The organism is Paraburkholderia elongata, assembly GCF_013177735.1.
GTDB lineage: Bacteria > Pseudomonadota > Gammaproteobacteria > Burkholderiales > Burkholderiaceae > Paraburkholderia > Paraburkholderia elongata.
Map to the genome: position 1 here is coordinate 1 of NZ_WOEZ01000305.1, position 13,876 is coordinate 13,876.

General features: G+C 61.2%; 15 protein-coding genes. 9 read left to right on the forward strand and 6 right to left on the reverse strand.

The window, feature by feature from the left end:
* Nucleotides 1-303: 303 nt before the first annotated feature.
* A complete protein-coding gene (locus GNZ13_RS48660) occupies nucleotides 304-1,323 on the reverse strand; it encodes a 2-dehydropantoate 2-reductase (RefSeq protein WP_172178429.1) in 1,020 nt (339 codons plus the stop codon).
* A gap of 123 nt (nucleotides 1,324-1,446) precedes the next feature.
* Nucleotides 1,447-2,214 carry a class II aldolase/adducin family protein gene (locus GNZ13_RS48665; RefSeq protein ID WP_172178431.1) on the reverse strand — a complete coding sequence of 256 codons (768 nt, stop codon included), beginning with the start codon at nucleotides 2,212-2,214 and terminating at the stop codon, nucleotides 1,447-1,449.
* A gap of 192 nt (nucleotides 2,215-2,406) precedes the next feature.
* On the opposite strand from GNZ13_RS48665, the gene GNZ13_RS48670 reads away from it, so the two are divergent.
* Complete coding sequence (locus GNZ13_RS48670; protein WP_172178433.1) at nucleotides 2,407-3,111, forward strand: Crp/Fnr family transcriptional regulator; 705 nt, start codon at nucleotides 2,407-2,409, stop codon at nucleotides 3,109-3,111.
* 64 nt (nucleotides 3,112-3,175) lie between these two features.
* Here GNZ13_RS48670 and GNZ13_RS48675 read toward each other — a convergent pair whose 3' ends face one another.
* Nucleotides 3,176-3,373 carry a hypothetical protein gene (locus GNZ13_RS48675; RefSeq protein ID WP_172178435.1) on the reverse strand — a complete coding sequence of 66 codons (198 nt, stop codon included), beginning with the start codon at nucleotides 3,371-3,373 and terminating at the stop codon, nucleotides 3,176-3,178.
* Nucleotides 3,374-3,609: 236 nt separating this feature from the next.
* Here GNZ13_RS48675 and GNZ13_RS48680 point away from each other — a divergent pair, with 236 nt between their 5' ends.
* A complete protein-coding gene (locus GNZ13_RS48680; protein ID WP_172178446.1) occupies nucleotides 3,610-5,448 on the forward strand; it encodes an ABC transporter transmembrane domain-containing protein in 1,839 nt (612 codons plus the stop codon).
* Between the two features lie 27 nt (nucleotides 5,449-5,475).
* On the opposite strand, the gene GNZ13_RS48685 is transcribed toward GNZ13_RS48680, so the two are convergent.
* The 3 genes from GNZ13_RS48685 to GNZ13_RS48695 all read right to left on the reverse strand — a co-directional run bounded on the left by GNZ13_RS48685 (nucleotide 5,476) and on the right by GNZ13_RS48695 (nucleotide 6,747).
* Complete coding sequence (locus GNZ13_RS48685) at nucleotides 5,476-5,919, reverse strand: cupin domain-containing protein (protein WP_172178448.1); 444 nt, start codon at nucleotides 5,917-5,919, stop codon at nucleotides 5,476-5,478.
* A 133-nt stretch (nucleotides 5,920-6,052) separates the two neighbouring features.
* Nucleotides 6,053-6,451, reverse strand: coding sequence for a CopM family metallochaperone (gene copM, locus GNZ13_RS48690; protein WP_172178450.1), 399 nt, complete (start codon nucleotides 6,449-6,451; stop codon nucleotides 6,053-6,055).
* A gap of 98 nt (nucleotides 6,452-6,549) precedes the next feature.
* Nucleotides 6,550-6,747: a heavy-metal-associated domain-containing protein gene (locus GNZ13_RS48695; RefSeq protein ID WP_172178460.1), complete on the reverse strand. Its 198-nt coding sequence runs from the start codon at nucleotides 6,745-6,747 to the stop codon at nucleotides 6,550-6,552.
* 697 nt (nucleotides 6,748-7,444) lie between these two features.
* On the opposite strand from GNZ13_RS48695, the gene GNZ13_RS53320 reads away from it, so the two are divergent.
* From GNZ13_RS53320 to kdpA, 7 genes are all read left to right on the forward strand, one after another.
* The gene (locus GNZ13_RS53320; protein WP_236002532.1) at nucleotides 7,445-7,789 is read left to right on the forward strand and encodes a hypothetical protein; all 345 of its coding nucleotides are present in this window, start codon (nucleotides 7,445-7,447) and stop codon (nucleotides 7,787-7,789) included.
* On the forward strand, nucleotides 7,786-9,219 hold the full coding sequence (locus GNZ13_RS48705; RefSeq protein WP_172178462.1) for a TolC family protein: 1,434 nt from the start codon (nucleotides 7,786-7,788) through the stop codon (nucleotides 9,217-9,219). Before GNZ13_RS53320 ends, GNZ13_RS48705 begins: the two co-directional genes overlap by 4 nt.
* A gap of 1 nt (nucleotide 9,220) precedes the next feature.
* Entirely contained in the window at nucleotides 9,221-10,513 is a 1,293-nt protein-coding gene (locus tag GNZ13_RS48710; protein WP_172178464.1) for a copper oxidase, read from the forward strand.
* Between the two features lie 182 nt (nucleotides 10,514-10,695).
* Complete coding sequence (locus GNZ13_RS48715) at nucleotides 10,696-11,664, forward strand: O-fucosyltransferase family protein (RefSeq protein ID WP_172178466.1); 969 nt, start codon at nucleotides 10,696-10,698, stop codon at nucleotides 11,662-11,664.
* Nucleotides 11,665-11,853: 189 nt separating this feature from the next.
* Nucleotides 11,854-11,973: a potassium ABC transporter ATPase gene (locus GNZ13_RS51875; protein WP_201073569.1), complete on the forward strand. Its 120-nt coding sequence runs from the start codon at nucleotides 11,854-11,856 to the stop codon at nucleotides 11,971-11,973.
* Nucleotides 11,970-12,065: a K(+)-transporting ATPase subunit F gene (gene kdpF, locus GNZ13_RS48720; RefSeq protein WP_028193906.1), complete on the forward strand. Its 96-nt coding sequence runs from the start codon at nucleotides 11,970-11,972 to the stop codon at nucleotides 12,063-12,065. The genes GNZ13_RS51875 and kdpF overlap by 4 nt, the downstream gene beginning before the upstream one ends.
* A complete protein-coding gene (gene kdpA / locus GNZ13_RS48725; protein WP_172178468.1) occupies nucleotides 12,062-13,870 on the forward strand; it encodes a potassium-transporting ATPase subunit KdpA in 1,809 nt (602 codons plus the stop codon). Before kdpF ends, kdpA begins: the two co-directional genes overlap by 4 nt.
* Nucleotides 13,871-13,876 lie beyond the last annotated feature (6 nt).

Sequence of the window (13,876 nt, forward strand, 5' to 3'; positions counted from 1 at the left end):
TCACCGCCTGAAGACGAGATTGGTGATGGAAGGAAACTAGACGAAGCGGATTAGCTTGCTGATGGGCGAATTGGCACTGGCGAACGCCAGCGCGAACCCGTGAAAAACAGGCGCGAACTCGTCACTCACGAGATTTATACATTGAATTCTTAATGACACTAAGACTCCGTTTCACCGACGATTTGCCGACAATAGCCCTACATGGCGAAAAGGTCGGCTTTATATAAATATATCGTTATCCTATTTAATTGTCAGATTGAAGCCGGCGATCGAGCCCATATAGAGATGCAACCGTATTGGAAGTCAAGCACCCGCTGCAGCCCGAATCTGAGCCAGCAATGCTTCGCCCGACCATGATGGTCGCACGTCGCTTCTCTCGGCTTCCCGCACGAGCTCGCATAGCCGTTCGTTCACCGGCGCCGTCCGCCCGAGGCGTTGGGCGAGGCGCACGACTTCGCCGTTGATCCAGTCGATTTCCGTGGTGCGCCCCGCCGCCAGGTCGTCGGACATCGACGAGCGCGCGAGCGGATCGATCGTCAGCATCGTACGGCCCAGCCGCTCAAATAACGTATCAGGTACGCCGAGGACACGCGGTATCCAGGTGGCCGGAAGCGGCGTGACTCTTGCCGGCCGTATGTTGGCCCGCTTCAGAAGCACGAGTGCTTCTTTTTGCGCCATGCCGAGGCAGATCCGGTAGGCACGCTGCGAGAGTTCCTCCTTCAAAGGCCGGTTAGATAGCGCGTTGATTGCATTGTTGAGATTGAGCAGCAGCTTTGCCCACTGCACCGGCAACATGTCGGCGTGCTGGGTTAGCGGGAGTCCCGCTTTCGTGAACGCGTCGACGAACGGCTGCAAGGCCGGCGCCTGCCGGATCTCCAGCTTGCCCGCCGAACCCTGATGAAATGCGCCAGGGCCACGTTCGACGACATTGAATGGCACCATGCCCTCAAGCACCGTGTGATGCGGCAGCGCAGCGCGCAACACGTCCGCATTGCCAATGCCATTCTGGAAGCTGACCACGACCGCGCCGGGGCGAAGCACGTTCGCCAACTCTGCGGCGGCCGTAGGTGTCGCGGCAGACTTGACGGTCACCAGAACGAGGTCGGCTGCGGCGGCCGTCGCCGCGTCCGTCGATACGTCGGTCCGCTCCGGCGGCACATACCAGCGGCTATCGTCGTGCCGCGACAGCGTGATGCCTTGACTGCGTAGCTGGTCGGCCATGCGCGCACGTCCGATAAAGCTGACCTCGCTGCCCCCGGCAAGAAGCCGTCCGCCGACATAGCAGCCAATCGAACCCGCGCCGTAGATACAGATCTTTGCCATACAGTTTCTCAAGTGACCTACCCAATTACATCCGCGATGCGTTGAATCCGCGAACGCGGCCCATGACGCTTAGGCCGTTCGCTCAGCATCGCATCGCATCGCGCATAGTGCTATCGGACAGCGCTAGTCAGCATAGCCGGGGTTACGGCGGTCGAGTCGACGGAGCAGCCCGGGCCACACCAGCGCGCCCGGAGTGACGCCCCTCGTCGCCAGCCGGATTTGCTCCTTGATGCCGTCGAGAATCGGCTGCGCGATGGGAGTCAGCTTTCCGCCACCCGCCTGGGCACGCACCTGAATCATGCAGGCCGCTTCAAAGAAGTACATTGCGACGAAGGCGTCCGCCGGCATAGCGCCGACCGTCAGCAGGCCGTGGTTGCGCAGCATCAGGTAAGTGTTGCTTCCGAGGTCTTGAACGAGACGAGGCTTCTCGGCTTCATTGAGTGCGATGCCCTCGTAGTCGTGGTAGCCGAGCGACGCCAGCACACCGAGTGACTGTTGGGAGAGCGGCAGCAACCCCGCCTCCTGCGCCGACACGGCAACACCGTTGACCGAGTGAGTGTGCATCACGCACAGCGCGTCTTCGCGTGCCGCATGCACGGCGCTATGGATCGTGAAGCCGGCCGGATTGACGTCATACGGCGACTCGGAAACCTTGCGGCCGTCGAGGTCGATTTTGACCAGCGACGACGCGGTGATCTCGTCGAACATCATTCCGTACGGGTTGATCAGGAAATGGTGTTCGGGGCCGGGCACGCGCGCCGAGATGTGGGTAAAAACCAGGTCGTCCCATCCAAACAGCGCAGTGAGGCGGTACGCGGCCGCGAGATTGACTCGCGCGTCCCATTCGGCGGGTGATACGTCGTTCTTTAGACTGACATCAGATGAGGCCACGTCGACACTCCTTATTCGATGATTCAAGCAATGGAATAACCTGGGACAACGCCCTGCGAAATCGCGCATTCGGTTCCGGCGACGCAGCGGGTGCGTCAAAGGCCAAAGTCATTGCGTCGTCGGATGCGAGTCCACATGATGCGTGCGAACACGCCTAAAATCTGTCAGATACCCGACAAGTCGACGCGCCCAATGGAATCCAGCCTGCACCGCTACCGGTCGCAACTCGAAACGACTCCATGGTTCCGGGGCCTGCCCGTCGAGTTGCAGGACTATCTGATCAGCCATGCCAACCTGCTCACGCTGGAAAAGGGCCAATTCCTGTATCGGCGTGGCGAACAGTCTTATGGCCTGTACGCCGTGCTGGGCGGTGCACTCGCTATCGGCACAGTAGGGGTGGATGGGAAAGAGGCGTTGCTCGCGGTGCTTGGGCCGACTGCATGGGTGGGGGAAATCTCGCTGTTCGATGGGCTGCCACGTCCGAATGACGCCACTGCAGTCAGCAGGACGCTTTTGCTGCACGTGCCCGAACCCGCGCTGCAAAGCCTGCTCGACTCTACGCCCCGCTATTGGCGCGATTTTGCGTTGTTGATGGCGCAAAGACTTCGGGTTTCGTTCGAGAACACCGAAGCGATGACGCTGTTGCCCGCGGCGCAGCGCGTGGCGAACCGTTTGCTGACGATCGCTGGAGGTTATGGCGGCCTCAACGCCACGCAGAGCAAGATAAGCCTTTCGCAAGACAGTCTCGCTTCAATGGTGTCCCTGTCGCGACAGACCACGAATCAACTGCTCAAGAATCTGGAAAGCCAAGGCATATTGAGTCTGAGGTTCGGGGAAATCGTTATTCTGGATTTCGACCGGTTGCGGGCGGCTAGTCTTGGCGACTCGAATCCGTAGTCCTCGGGTTGTCGCGCTGCCGCCCTCAAGTACGCCGGGGAGCAAGCGGCGGTAAGCTCGCCGCCTAGCGGCGCCCGCTGCGGCCCCACACGTAACGCACCCAACGTTGCCATCTGCTGCGCTGCGGAGCGATGGCGTGGCGCGCTGCCTGCTCTTCGCGGTCGCGCTCGACGCTCTTCTGCACCTGTTCGTGGATCTGGCGCAGCGTCAAGCCACCTGGGCCTTTCAGTTTGTCGGGATCGGGATCGGAGTCGTCTTTCATGGCAATGGCCTGTTCCGAATGAGTCGACTCGATCTTGATACAGATGGGCAGTCGCGGCAAGCACGCGGAAGCAGTCTACCGGCCGGCGTGTAGCCGGATAGACGGACAGTCCGTCAGAGCGGTGCGTGGCGGACACGGAAGCACTCAAGGATCAGCGTCGGGCTTTTACGTGAACCGCCGCCGAATCTGCAGGACTGGCACAATCTGGATGACCTTCGATTCGCTTGGGAATCCTCATGCCTGACGCTGTTCCATCTTCACCGTCGTCGCCGCGTGCATCACGTATCGGCCCGCTGTTTGCCCTGTTTCCCTTCCTGCGCCCCTATGCCGGCCGCTGGGCGCTCGCGTTCCTCGCGCTGGTGACCTCGGCGGGCGCCACCCTGGCGTTGCCGGTGGCGTTCAAATATCTGATCGATCGTGGCTTCGCGGGGGGCGACCGGGCGCACATCGATCGTTATTTTCTCGCGCTATTCGTCGTCTCTCTGGTGCTGGCCAGCGCCACGGCGCTGCGCTTCTACCTCGTGTCATGGCTGGGCGAGCGGGTCACGGCCGACTTGCGGCGTGCGGTCTACGACCACGTGCTGGGGATGAGTCCGCAGTTCTTCGAGACCACGCAGACCGGCGAGGTGCTGTCACGACTTACCGCCGACACCACCTTGATCCAGACGGTGGTGGGCACCAGCCTGTCGCTGGGATTGCGCAACTTCTTCCTGTTGACCGGTGGCGTGACGATGCTGGCGGTGACGAGCCCGGTGCTGTCCGGCTACATCATCGCGACGCTGGTGGTGGTGGTCGCGCCCATCGTGATCTTCGGCCGGCGCGTGCGACGGCTCTCGCGTGCGAGCCAGGACAAGATCGCGAACACGAGCGCGCTGGCGGGCGAGGTGCTCAATGCCATGCCGACCGTGCAATCGTATACGCAGGAGCCCTTCGAGGCACGGCGCTTTGCCGGCGCGGTGGAGGCGGCCTTTGAGACGGCGCTCACGCGCATTCGCGCGCGCGCCTGGTTGACCGCCGTGGTGATCGTGCTGGTGTTCACCGCCATCGTGTTCGTGCTGTGGCTCGGGGCGCAGGCGGTGCTGGCCGGGCGGATGACGGCGGGCCAGTTGTCCCAGTTCATCCTCTATGCGGTGTTCACGGCCGGCGCCGTGGGAGCCGTCGCCGAGGTGTGGGGCGATCTGCAGCGGGCTGCCGGCGCCACCGAACGTTTGCTGCAATTGCTGGCGGCGCGCTCGCCGGTGGTGCAGGCCGAGACCACGATCACGCTGCCTGCGCGAGGCGAGGGCATCCGCTTCGACAACGTCAGCTTCTCGTATCCATCGCGCCTTGGCATTGCCGCGCTCTCCGCACTTTCGCTCGATGTCCGTCCGGGCGAACATGTCGCCTTGGTCGGACCGTCCGGCGCGGGCAAGACTACGCTGTTCCAGCTGCTGCTGCGCTTTTACGATCCGCAGTCCGGCAGCATTCTGATCAACGGTGTGCCGACGCGTGACGTGCCGCTTGTCGAGTTGAGGAAGGAAATTGGGGTGGTGCTGCAGGAATCGGTGATCTTCTCAGGGAGCGTGCTGGACAACATCCGCTACGGCGCGCCGGATGCCACGCTCGCGCAAGTACAACGGGCTGCCGACATGGCCGCGGCGGCCGGCTTTATCGAAGAACTGCCGCAAGGCTACGACACCTTTCTCGGCGAGCGCGGCGTGCGACTGTCTGGCGGACAGCGCCAGCGCATTGCGATCGCTCGCGCGATCCTGAAGAATCCTCCCATCCTGCTGTTGGACGAAGCGACCAGCGCGCTCGATGCCGCCAGCGAACGGCTGGTGCAACAGGCGCTGGACAATGCCGCGCAGAACCGCACCACGCTGGTTATCGCGCACCGCCTCGCGACCGTACAACAGGCCGACCGCATTGTCGTGCTGGAACAAGGCCGCATCGTCGCGCAGGGCCGTCACGCCGAGCTTCTCCTGAGCTCGCCGCTCTATGCCCAACTTGCTTCCTTGCAGTTCGGCGAGCAGTTGGGGCAGTTGGGGCATATGGCGCAGCGAGGCGCTGTGAGCGATCCTATTGGGTCGGCGTGAAGAGGCGGTCCTGGTCGCAAACCTTGTTCATTTCGGCGGCGCCGGCACCAGTCCATACCTGGTCATGACACCGATCAGCTTCTCGCGGTCGGGCGGGCCGCCTGCATTGACGATTGCGCCGACGTCACGAAAATACTGAGCGCCAATGTCGGGCGTAAGGACGATCAACGCGCGGGCTGTGTCAGCGTGCGGATTGCTAAAGTGATGGACAGCTCCTCGTGGAGTGAACATCCAATCTCCTGGTGTCAGGTCCCGGACATTCCCATTCACCGAGTATCGAAGCATGCCCTCCAGGACATAAACGCATTCTTCGTTATTGGTGTGGCTGTGTGGCGGTGGAACCTGCGAGTCAGGGGGCACGGTCAACTCGAAAACACCCATGCCACCTGTTGCCGTTCCGTCGATCAGGTACTGAATGGTCAGTCGACCAACGCTGATGGGTTCGCCTGGCGCCGCGTCGTTGAGAGTCATTTTTTAACTCCTTCAGATGAAGAATTTTTTTCAGTCCAGCGACCAAGGGAACCCAATGCAACTTGGATTATGCGCCTCCTGGGTCAGTCTGGAGGCCGAACAGATCGCATCATTGCGGCGAGGGTGCCCGTTGTCACTTCACACCGTGCTTCGCCTGCCAGCGCTGCATGAACGCGATCTCATCGTGTTGCGCCTTGATGATGTTTCTGGCAAGGCGTTTCAATTCGGGATCTTTGCCGTATTTCAGTTGCACCTGCGCCATTTCGACCGCGCCTTGATGATGCGGAATCATGTGGGACACGAAGTCTTTGTCGGCGTCGCCCGTGTAGGCAGGCGCGTCCATGGCCTGCATCATTTTCTCGTCGGCGTCCTTGAATGCCTGTGTCGATGCGCTCGCCCCGGCGTCTGCCGAACCGGACATGTCCATGCCGGGCATCGACGCGCCCTGCTGGGCGTAGACGGGTGTTGCCGTGACAGCAAACGCAACGCCGCTAAAAAGGCAAAGGGCACGGAATGCGCGAAGGTGTTTCATGTTTGATTTTCCGTTGGGGAAAAAGTGATATCAGGCGACCATGATGCTGCGAACAGGGCGCCAGGTTTAATCGACAGACATAGCCTGATGCGATCTGTTTAGCCCTTGAGCGAAGGATGAAAGCCGGCCGCCTCGATTGCCTCGATGACGCGTTCCGGCGGCAACGTCGATGCGATCTTCACGATTTTAACGGGGACATCGACGTCGAGCTTCGCCGCGGGGTCGAGGCCAGTCACTGCACGAGCAATGGCATTGGCGCATCCGCCGCATGACATATCCGGGATTTCGAATTCCATTTTTTACCTCCGATGAGAAATCAGAACTTAAGCCTGGACCTTCCCACGGCGGGAAGGTCAAGCCTATATGCGCATGTTCATGCTGTGGCCAGCCGTAGCCCTATCGGTGGAAAAAATCGCTTCATGCCGGTTCGGTCCAGACCTTACAGTCTTCTTAGGCAGCGTGCTAGACTCCGTACCCATGTCTTACTGGCGCAAACTCTTCCTCGTCGTGTTGCTCGCACTGAGCCTTCCGGTTCAGTCGTTCGCGGCCGTCTCCATGAAATGCGAGTCCTTGCAGGTCGGTGGGGAAGGGGTGTCCATGTTTCATGAGAATGCTGGCGAGGCGACTCACCAGCATGACCCCGCTGCGACGATGGCCGATAGCGCCAATGACGACGCCGGTGCCCAAGTCCAGAACCACAGTCACCCGGGCGGCGCGCATCATGTGCACGCCTGCTCTGCGTGCGCGTCCTGCTGTTTCGGCGGTGGCTTGCCCGCCGCTCCGCTTGCGGCAATATCTGCTGACGCGGTCCATTTCGCTGTGCCCCTTCCTCCCACTGTCCGTGTCGCGTCATTTCTGACTGACGGCATCGAACGACCTCCCCGGATCTCTCTCGTCTAGTTCCTTCGCAGCGTGATGCTGCGATGTTCAATTTCGCCTTGATGGCCGCACGTTGTATGTCGGCCGTCCGGGTGGCATACGACGAGAAAATCAATGCGAACGTTTATTGTGGCGCTGCTCGGCGCGACGGCAGTATTGCCGGCGCTCGTGCACGCCACGCCCGCACGTCCCGACCCGGCAGATGCAGCGGCATCGGTGCCAGCGGTCAATGTGCCGTCTGCCTTCGCGGACTATCGGCCATACCGGGAGCAGAAAGCGCCCAGCTGGCAAGCGCTCAATCGCGCGGTGGCGAGTCCATCCGGCGAGCCCGAGATGGACCACGGTCAAATGCACACAGGCGACGACGACACCGGCCCCAACCACGGCTCAGACCATGGCTCCAACGACGGCTCCAACCACGGCGGCCACGGTGCCCATCACGAGGGGCCGGCAAAATGAGGCGACATCACTTTCCTGATGGCCGCATCATTGCCGCCATCACTGCAGTAGCATTCCTCGCCGGCTGCACGACGTTTTCGAAGGACGGCGGCTTCGACACCGTTTCCACCACAGCATCGCAGCGGCTTGGAAAAGACGCCGTGGTGGTCAAGACGGACGAAGACCGGAACGCTGTCGCCAAACGCACGCAGGAACTGCTGTCCCGGCCTCTCGGCATAGACGATGCAATCCAGATCGCGCTGTTGAACAACCGCGGATTGCAGGCCTCGTACAGCGAACTCGGCATCGCCGAAGCGGACCTGGTGCAGGCGGGACGGCTGCCGAATCCAGGCTTCACATTCAGCCGCACGCACGGCGGCAACGATCTGAGCATCAGCCGAACGTTCACGCTCGGCTTGTTGAACGTGCTGACGCTGCCGTTGGCGACACGCATCGAGGGCCGCCGTTTCGAAGAGACCCGGTTGCTCGCGGCGGACGCCATGCTCAAGGTCGCCGCCGACGCGCGACGCGCCTATATCGGCGCCGTCGCAGCGAAGCAATCCGCCGCCTACGCGGAGCAGGTGAAGGACTCGGCGGAAGCCGGCGCCGAACTCGCGTTGCGCATGCAGCAGGCCGGCAACTTCAGCAAGCTCGATTACGCGCGTGAGCACGCCTTCTACGCGGAAGCCGTCGCGCAACTGGCGAAAGCGCGGCAGCAGTCCGTATCCGCGCGGGAAAAACTCACCCGCACGATGGGCCTATGGGGTTCGCAAGCGCAGTACGACCTTCCTGAGCGTCTGCCCGACCTGCCTGCATCGAGGTCCGAGTTGCAGGACCTCGAGCGCTTCGCGATGCAGAACCGCCTGGACATCCAGGCGGCGAAACTGCAGACGCAGAGTGTTGCAAGCTTATTGGGCCTAAGCCAGGCAACGCGTTTCATCAATGCGTTGGATGTCGGGTATCAGAACAATTTCACGACCTCCGACGGCCGCGAGCAGGGCTACGAGATCAGCGTCGAGATTCCGATCTTCGACTGGGGCGCGTCGAAAGTGGCGCGCGCCGAAGCGATCTATCTGCAGTCGGCGAACCGCGTCGCCGAGACCGCGATCAACGCGCGCTCCGAGGTTCGAGAATCGTATTCGGCCTACGTGACCGACTACGACGTTGCGAAGCACTATCGCGACGAAGTCGTGCCGATCCGCAAAACCATTTCGGACGAACTGCTGCTTCGCTGTAACGGCATGCTCGCGAGCGTGTTCGAACTGCTCGCGGATTCACGCGACCAGATCGGCGCCGTGAACAGCGCTATCGACGCGCTCAAAGACTATTGGCTCGCAGAGACCGACTTGCAACAGGCAATCGGCGGCCGTTTGCCGCCTCTCGCAATGGCCGCGGCGCCATTCGCATCCATGGCGCTGCAAGCGTCATCCACAGATTCTGAAGGTCAATGACATGGTATCTCGTCGAAATTTTCTCAGAGGCTCTGGGGCCGCGCTGTTAGGGGCGGCACTGGTCAGCAAGGCCGGCGCCGCGTCACTGCCCGAGGCGCCCACGATGGCCACAGCCACGATGCAGGCGCCGCTCGCGCCGCCGAATGGCCGGCCGTATACGCCCGTCGCCACGTTGAACGGCTGGTCGCTGCCGTGGCGCATGAAGAACGGCTGGAAGGAGTTTCATCTGATTGCCGAGCCGGTGGCGCGCGAACTGGCGCCAGGCATGAGCGCGAACCTGTGGGGTTATAACGGCCAGGCGCCGGGGCCGACCATCGAGGCGGTTGAAGGCGACAAGGTGCGTATCTTCGTGACCAACAGGTTGCCGGAGCGCACCACGGTTCACTGGCACGGCATGCTCCTGCCGTGCGGTATGGATGGCGTCGGCGGTCTCACGCAGCCGCACATTCCACCGGGCAAGACCTTTGTCTACGAGTTTCAGCTGGAGAAACACGGCACGTTCATGTATCACCCACACTCCGACGAGATGGTGCAGATGGCGATGGGAATGATGGGCACCTTCATCGTTCATCCAAAAGACCCGGGCGTCATGCAGGTCGATCGTGATTTCGTATTCGTCATGTCCGCGTACGACATCGACCCGGGCAGTTTCACGCCGCGCGTGAACGAGATGACCGACTTCAACATGTGGACGTGGAATGCGCGTGTCTTTCCGGGCATCGATTCGTTGCCGGTGCGCGCCGGCGACCGAGTGCGCATCCGCGTCGGCAATCTCACGATGACCAATCACCCGATCCATCTACACGGCTATCACTTCGAAGTGGTGGGTACGGACGGCGGATGGATTCCGCCTTCCGCGCGCTGGCCTGAGGTGACCGCAGATGTCGCCGTCGGCCAGATGCGCGCCATCGAGTTCACGGCGAACCGTCCCGGCGACTGGGCGTTTCATTGCCACAAGTCCCATCACACCATGAACGCGATGGGGCATCAGGTGCCGAACCTGATCGGCGTGCCGCAGAAAGATCTGGCGAAACGGATTAACAGGCTGGTGCCCGACTACATGGCAATGGGCAGCACGGGTGGCTCCATGGGCGGGATGGAAATGCCGCTACCCGACAACACGCTGCCCATGATGACCGGTACGGGGCCGTTCGGCGCGCTGGAGATGGGAGGGATGTTCACCGTCGTGAAAGTGCGGGAGGGACTGGGGCGCAACGACTATCGGGATCCGGGGTGGTTCAGGCATCCCAAGGGGACGGTGGCCTATGAGTACACGGGGGAGATGCCAGATTGAACTGGCGGGGAGGCCTGTCTATCCAGGGAAAACCATACCGGTGTTTTGTACGCTAGCTCACCAAGACGAGTCAAACTTTATGTAACGAAACATTTCGAAATGTTATGCTGGGCCGTCCCTTCCTTCGCGGCAAACAAGGTGCGTGCCATTTCAAAGAATACCTAATTAATTAGGAGTCGGGCATGTTAAGAAAGGTGGTCGATCGGGCGAAACAAATCCGGCGCAGTGAGGGGTTCAAGCATTCCGTGGCCATGCCGCGCCGGATTTCACTTCATGCGACACAGCGTTTGAACAGGGGAATTTTTTCCATCGAGATTCAGGAGAACTCCGGATTTTTCTCCGTGATGCAGATGGTCCTGTTTATTCTGATGTATTGCGAGGAGAAATGCCTCACCCCGTGCATTAGCGCGCGCGGTGGGCTGTATGGCGACGCCGAAGGAAAGCTGGACTGGTTCTCGGCTTTCTTTGAGTCCGTGCACGCCACCTCGAGCGTCGTGATCACCCATAAGGTGAGAACGTCGACAGTTCGCGACCTGGTCCAACTGGGCTTTCGTCAGCGCTATGAATCCCGGCTTCAGCTCAGAAGCGCAAGCGAACTCTTCTTCTCGCACTATCGGCCGTCCGCGCATATCTACGAAGAAGTCGACTCCATCTGCCAGCAGCTCGGGATTGGCACGTCGACCCTTGGTGCGCATTTCAGAGGTACCGACAAGTCGCTGGAAGCGCTCCCGGTATCATGGGGAAGTTTTTGCCGGCAGGTGGAATCCACGCTCGCGGAAAACCCGCAGCTCACCAATATTTTCGTTTCGAGCGACGAACAGGCGTTTATCGATTTTTTTCTCGTCTGGCCATTTAGTAAGCCGGTCAGGGTAGCACCGGCAAAACTCCTCGCGTGTGGCAGCACGCCCGTTCACTTCAGCGGCTACCCGGGATTCGAAATTGGCCGCGAAGCGCTGGTTTCCAGCCTGCTTCTGGCCAATTGCGGTGTCCTCGTGAAGACGCCGTCCTATCTGTCCGCATGGTCGAAGATATTCAATCCCTCCCTTCCAGTGAAACTCGTCTCGCCTCCGCGCCCGGACGCATTCTGGTTTCCCGATAGCCAGATCTGGCGCGAACAGGCTGCGCTCGATAAGGCGGTTCAAGCGGCATAAGCTGCTTGCTTAAGAGCAAGCCATTTTCAAACGGCAGTACGAACTGCCTGAAAGTCTCCCGGCAAGACCGTTCCGCTGCGTTAGCGCGGCGGTCTCTCGCATCGTGTCCCTCGTTTTTACGAAACTCCGCGAAGTATTAACACGGCGTTTACGCGGGTTTTCATAAATTTCACGGTGCAGGAGTCCCTTGTGGGAGACCAGACCATGGATCTGCTTTACCTCATCGCAATCATTGCGTTCAGCGGTCTCGTCGCGGCCTTCGTGATTGGCTGCGACAAGCTTCGCCGCGCGCCCGGAGGCCGTCCATGACGACCTGGATGACCTGGCTCGCGGCGGCCTCGACGCTGATTCTGTTCGCTTACCTCGTGTATGCCTTGCTGCGCGCGGAGGCACTCGAATGAACTTCGATAACCTGTTTCAGCCCGGCCTTTACATCGTCGTGCTGATCGCGCTCGCTATACCGCTCAGCCGCTACATGACCGGCGTGGTGGACGGTTCTTCGGTCGTCGTGCGCCGGATAGGGCGGCCGATCGAATCCGCGCTCTACAAGCTCGCCGGGGTCGACCCCAACGCCGAAATGTCATGGAAGCACTATGCGCTGGCCGTGCTGGTGTTCAATACGCTCGGTGTGCTCGCGGTGTATGGATTTCTGCGTTTGCAACAATGGCTGCCCGCGAACCCCCAAGGCTTCGGACCGATGACGCCCGACGCCGCCTTCAACACGGCAATCAGCTTCGTGACCAACACGAACTGGCAGGACTATACGCCGGAATCGACCGTCAGCTATCTGACGCAGATGGCCGCGCTGACGGTGCAGAACTTCTTTTCGGCCGCCACCGGCATTGCTGTCGTTGTCGCGCTGATCCGCGGTTTCGCACGCCATACGGCGGCGACGATCGGCAATTTCTGGGTCGATCTGACGCGTATCACGCTGTATATCCTCGCGCCGCTCGCGACGGTCATCGCGCTCGTCCTGATCGGCCAAGGCGTGATTCAGAACTTCAAGTCGTACGAAGACGTGTCGACGCTGCAGGTGACGACGTATCAAACGCCGAAGACCGACGCCCAGGGCAACCCCGTCAAGGACGCCAAGGGCAATCCGGTGATGGTGGACAACAAGGCCGACAAGCAGACCATCGCCATGGGGCCGGTCGCGTCACAGGAAGCGATCAAGATGCTCGGTACCAACGGCGGTGGTTTTTTCAACGCCAATTCCGCGCATCCGTACGAGAACCCGACGCCGTTCGCCAACTTCGTTCAGATGATAGCGATGCTCGTTATCCCGGCTGCGTTGTGCCTGGTGTTCGGCCGAATGGTGGGCGACCAGCGCCAGGGCTATGCGGTGCTTGCCGCAATGACGATCGCTTTCGCGGTCGCCTGCTGGGGCGAGATTTCGTCTGAACAAAACGGTAATCCGCTGTATGCGTCGCTGCATGTCGATCAAACGGCGTCGGCCACGCAAACGGGCGGCAACATGGAAGGCAAGGAAACCCGCTTCGGCATCGCGCAGTCCGGCATCTTCACCGTGGCCACCACCGCCGCATCGTGTGGCGCCGTTGTCAACGCGCACGATTCGCTGACGCCGATGGGCGGCTTTGTTCCGCTCCTGCTGATCGAACTCGGCGAGGTGATCTTTGGCGGCGTCGGCTCGGGTCTGTACGGCATGCTCGTGTTCGCCTTGCTTGCGGTGTTCGTGGCCGGCCTGATGATTGGGCGAACGCCGGAATACATCGGCAAGAAGATCGAGTCGTACGAGATGAAGATGGTGTCGATTGCCGTGCTGCTCACGCCGCTGCTCGTCCTGGTCGGTGCGTCGATCGCCGTGCTGACGGCGGCCGGCGTGGCGGGCATCGCCAATCCCGGCCCGCACGGATTCTCCGAGATCCTCTACGCGTACAGTTCGGCCGCCAATAACAACGGCAGCGCTTTCGCGGGCCTCTCGGTCAATACGCCGTTCTACAACGGAACGCTGGCCGTCGTCATGTGGTTCGGCCGCTTCGGTTCGATTGTGCCGGTGCTGGCGATCGCCGGGTCGCTGGCCGCAAAGAAACGCATCTCCGCTACCGCCGGCACGCTGCCGACGCACGGCCCACTGTTCGTCGTGTTGTTGCTCGGCACGGTGGTGCTGGTCGGCGCACTGACGTACGTGCCGGCGCTGGCGCTCGGCCCTGTTGTTGAACATCTGATCATGGTCGCGGGACATTGATTGAGA

Excerpts from the sequence above, each read along its gene's own strand:
- GNZ13_RS48660 (WP_172178429.1), bottom strand. The coding sequence starts at position 1,323 with ATGGCAAAGATCTGTATCTACGGCGCGGGTTCGATTGGCTGCTATGTC.
- GNZ13_RS48670 (WP_172178433.1), top strand. The coding sequence starts at position 2,407 with ATGGAATCCAGCCTGCACCGCTACCGGTCGCAACTCGAAACGACTCCA.
- GNZ13_RS48675 (WP_172178435.1), bottom strand. The coding sequence starts at position 3,373 with ATGAAAGACGACTCCGATCCCGATCCCGACAAACTGAAAGGCCCAGGT.
- GNZ13_RS48680 (WP_172178446.1), top strand. The coding sequence starts at position 3,610 with ATGCCTGACGCTGTTCCATCTTCACCGTCGTCGCCGCGTGCATCACGT.
- GNZ13_RS48685 (WP_172178448.1), bottom strand. The coding sequence starts at position 5,919 with ATGACTCTCAACGACGCGGCGCCAGGCGAACCCATCAGCGTTGGTCGA.
- copM (WP_172178450.1), bottom strand. The coding sequence starts at position 6,451 with ATGAAACACCTTCGCGCATTCCGTGCCCTTTGCCTTTTTAGCGGCGTT.
- GNZ13_RS48695 (WP_172178460.1), bottom strand. The coding sequence starts at position 6,747 with ATGGAATTCGAAATCCCGGATATGTCATGCGGCGGATGCGCCAATGCC.
- GNZ13_RS53320 (WP_236002532.1), top strand. The coding sequence starts at position 7,445 with ATGCGAACGTTTATTGTGGCGCTGCTCGGCGCGACGGCAGTATTGCCG.
- GNZ13_RS48705 (WP_172178462.1), top strand. The coding sequence starts at position 7,786 with ATGAGGCGACATCACTTTCCTGATGGCCGCATCATTGCCGCCATCACT.
- GNZ13_RS48710 (WP_172178464.1), top strand. The coding sequence starts at position 9,221 with ATGGTATCTCGTCGAAATTTTCTCAGAGGCTCTGGGGCCGCGCTGTTA.
- GNZ13_RS48715 (WP_172178466.1), top strand. The coding sequence starts at position 10,696 with ATGTTAAGAAAGGTGGTCGATCGGGCGAAACAAATCCGGCGCAGTGAG.
- kdpF (WP_028193906.1), top strand. The coding sequence starts at position 11,970 with ATGACGACCTGGATGACCTGGCTCGCGGCGGCCTCGACGCTGATTCTG.
- kdpA (WP_172178468.1), top strand. The coding sequence starts at position 12,062 with ATGAACTTCGATAACCTGTTTCAGCCCGGCCTTTACATCGTCGTGCTG.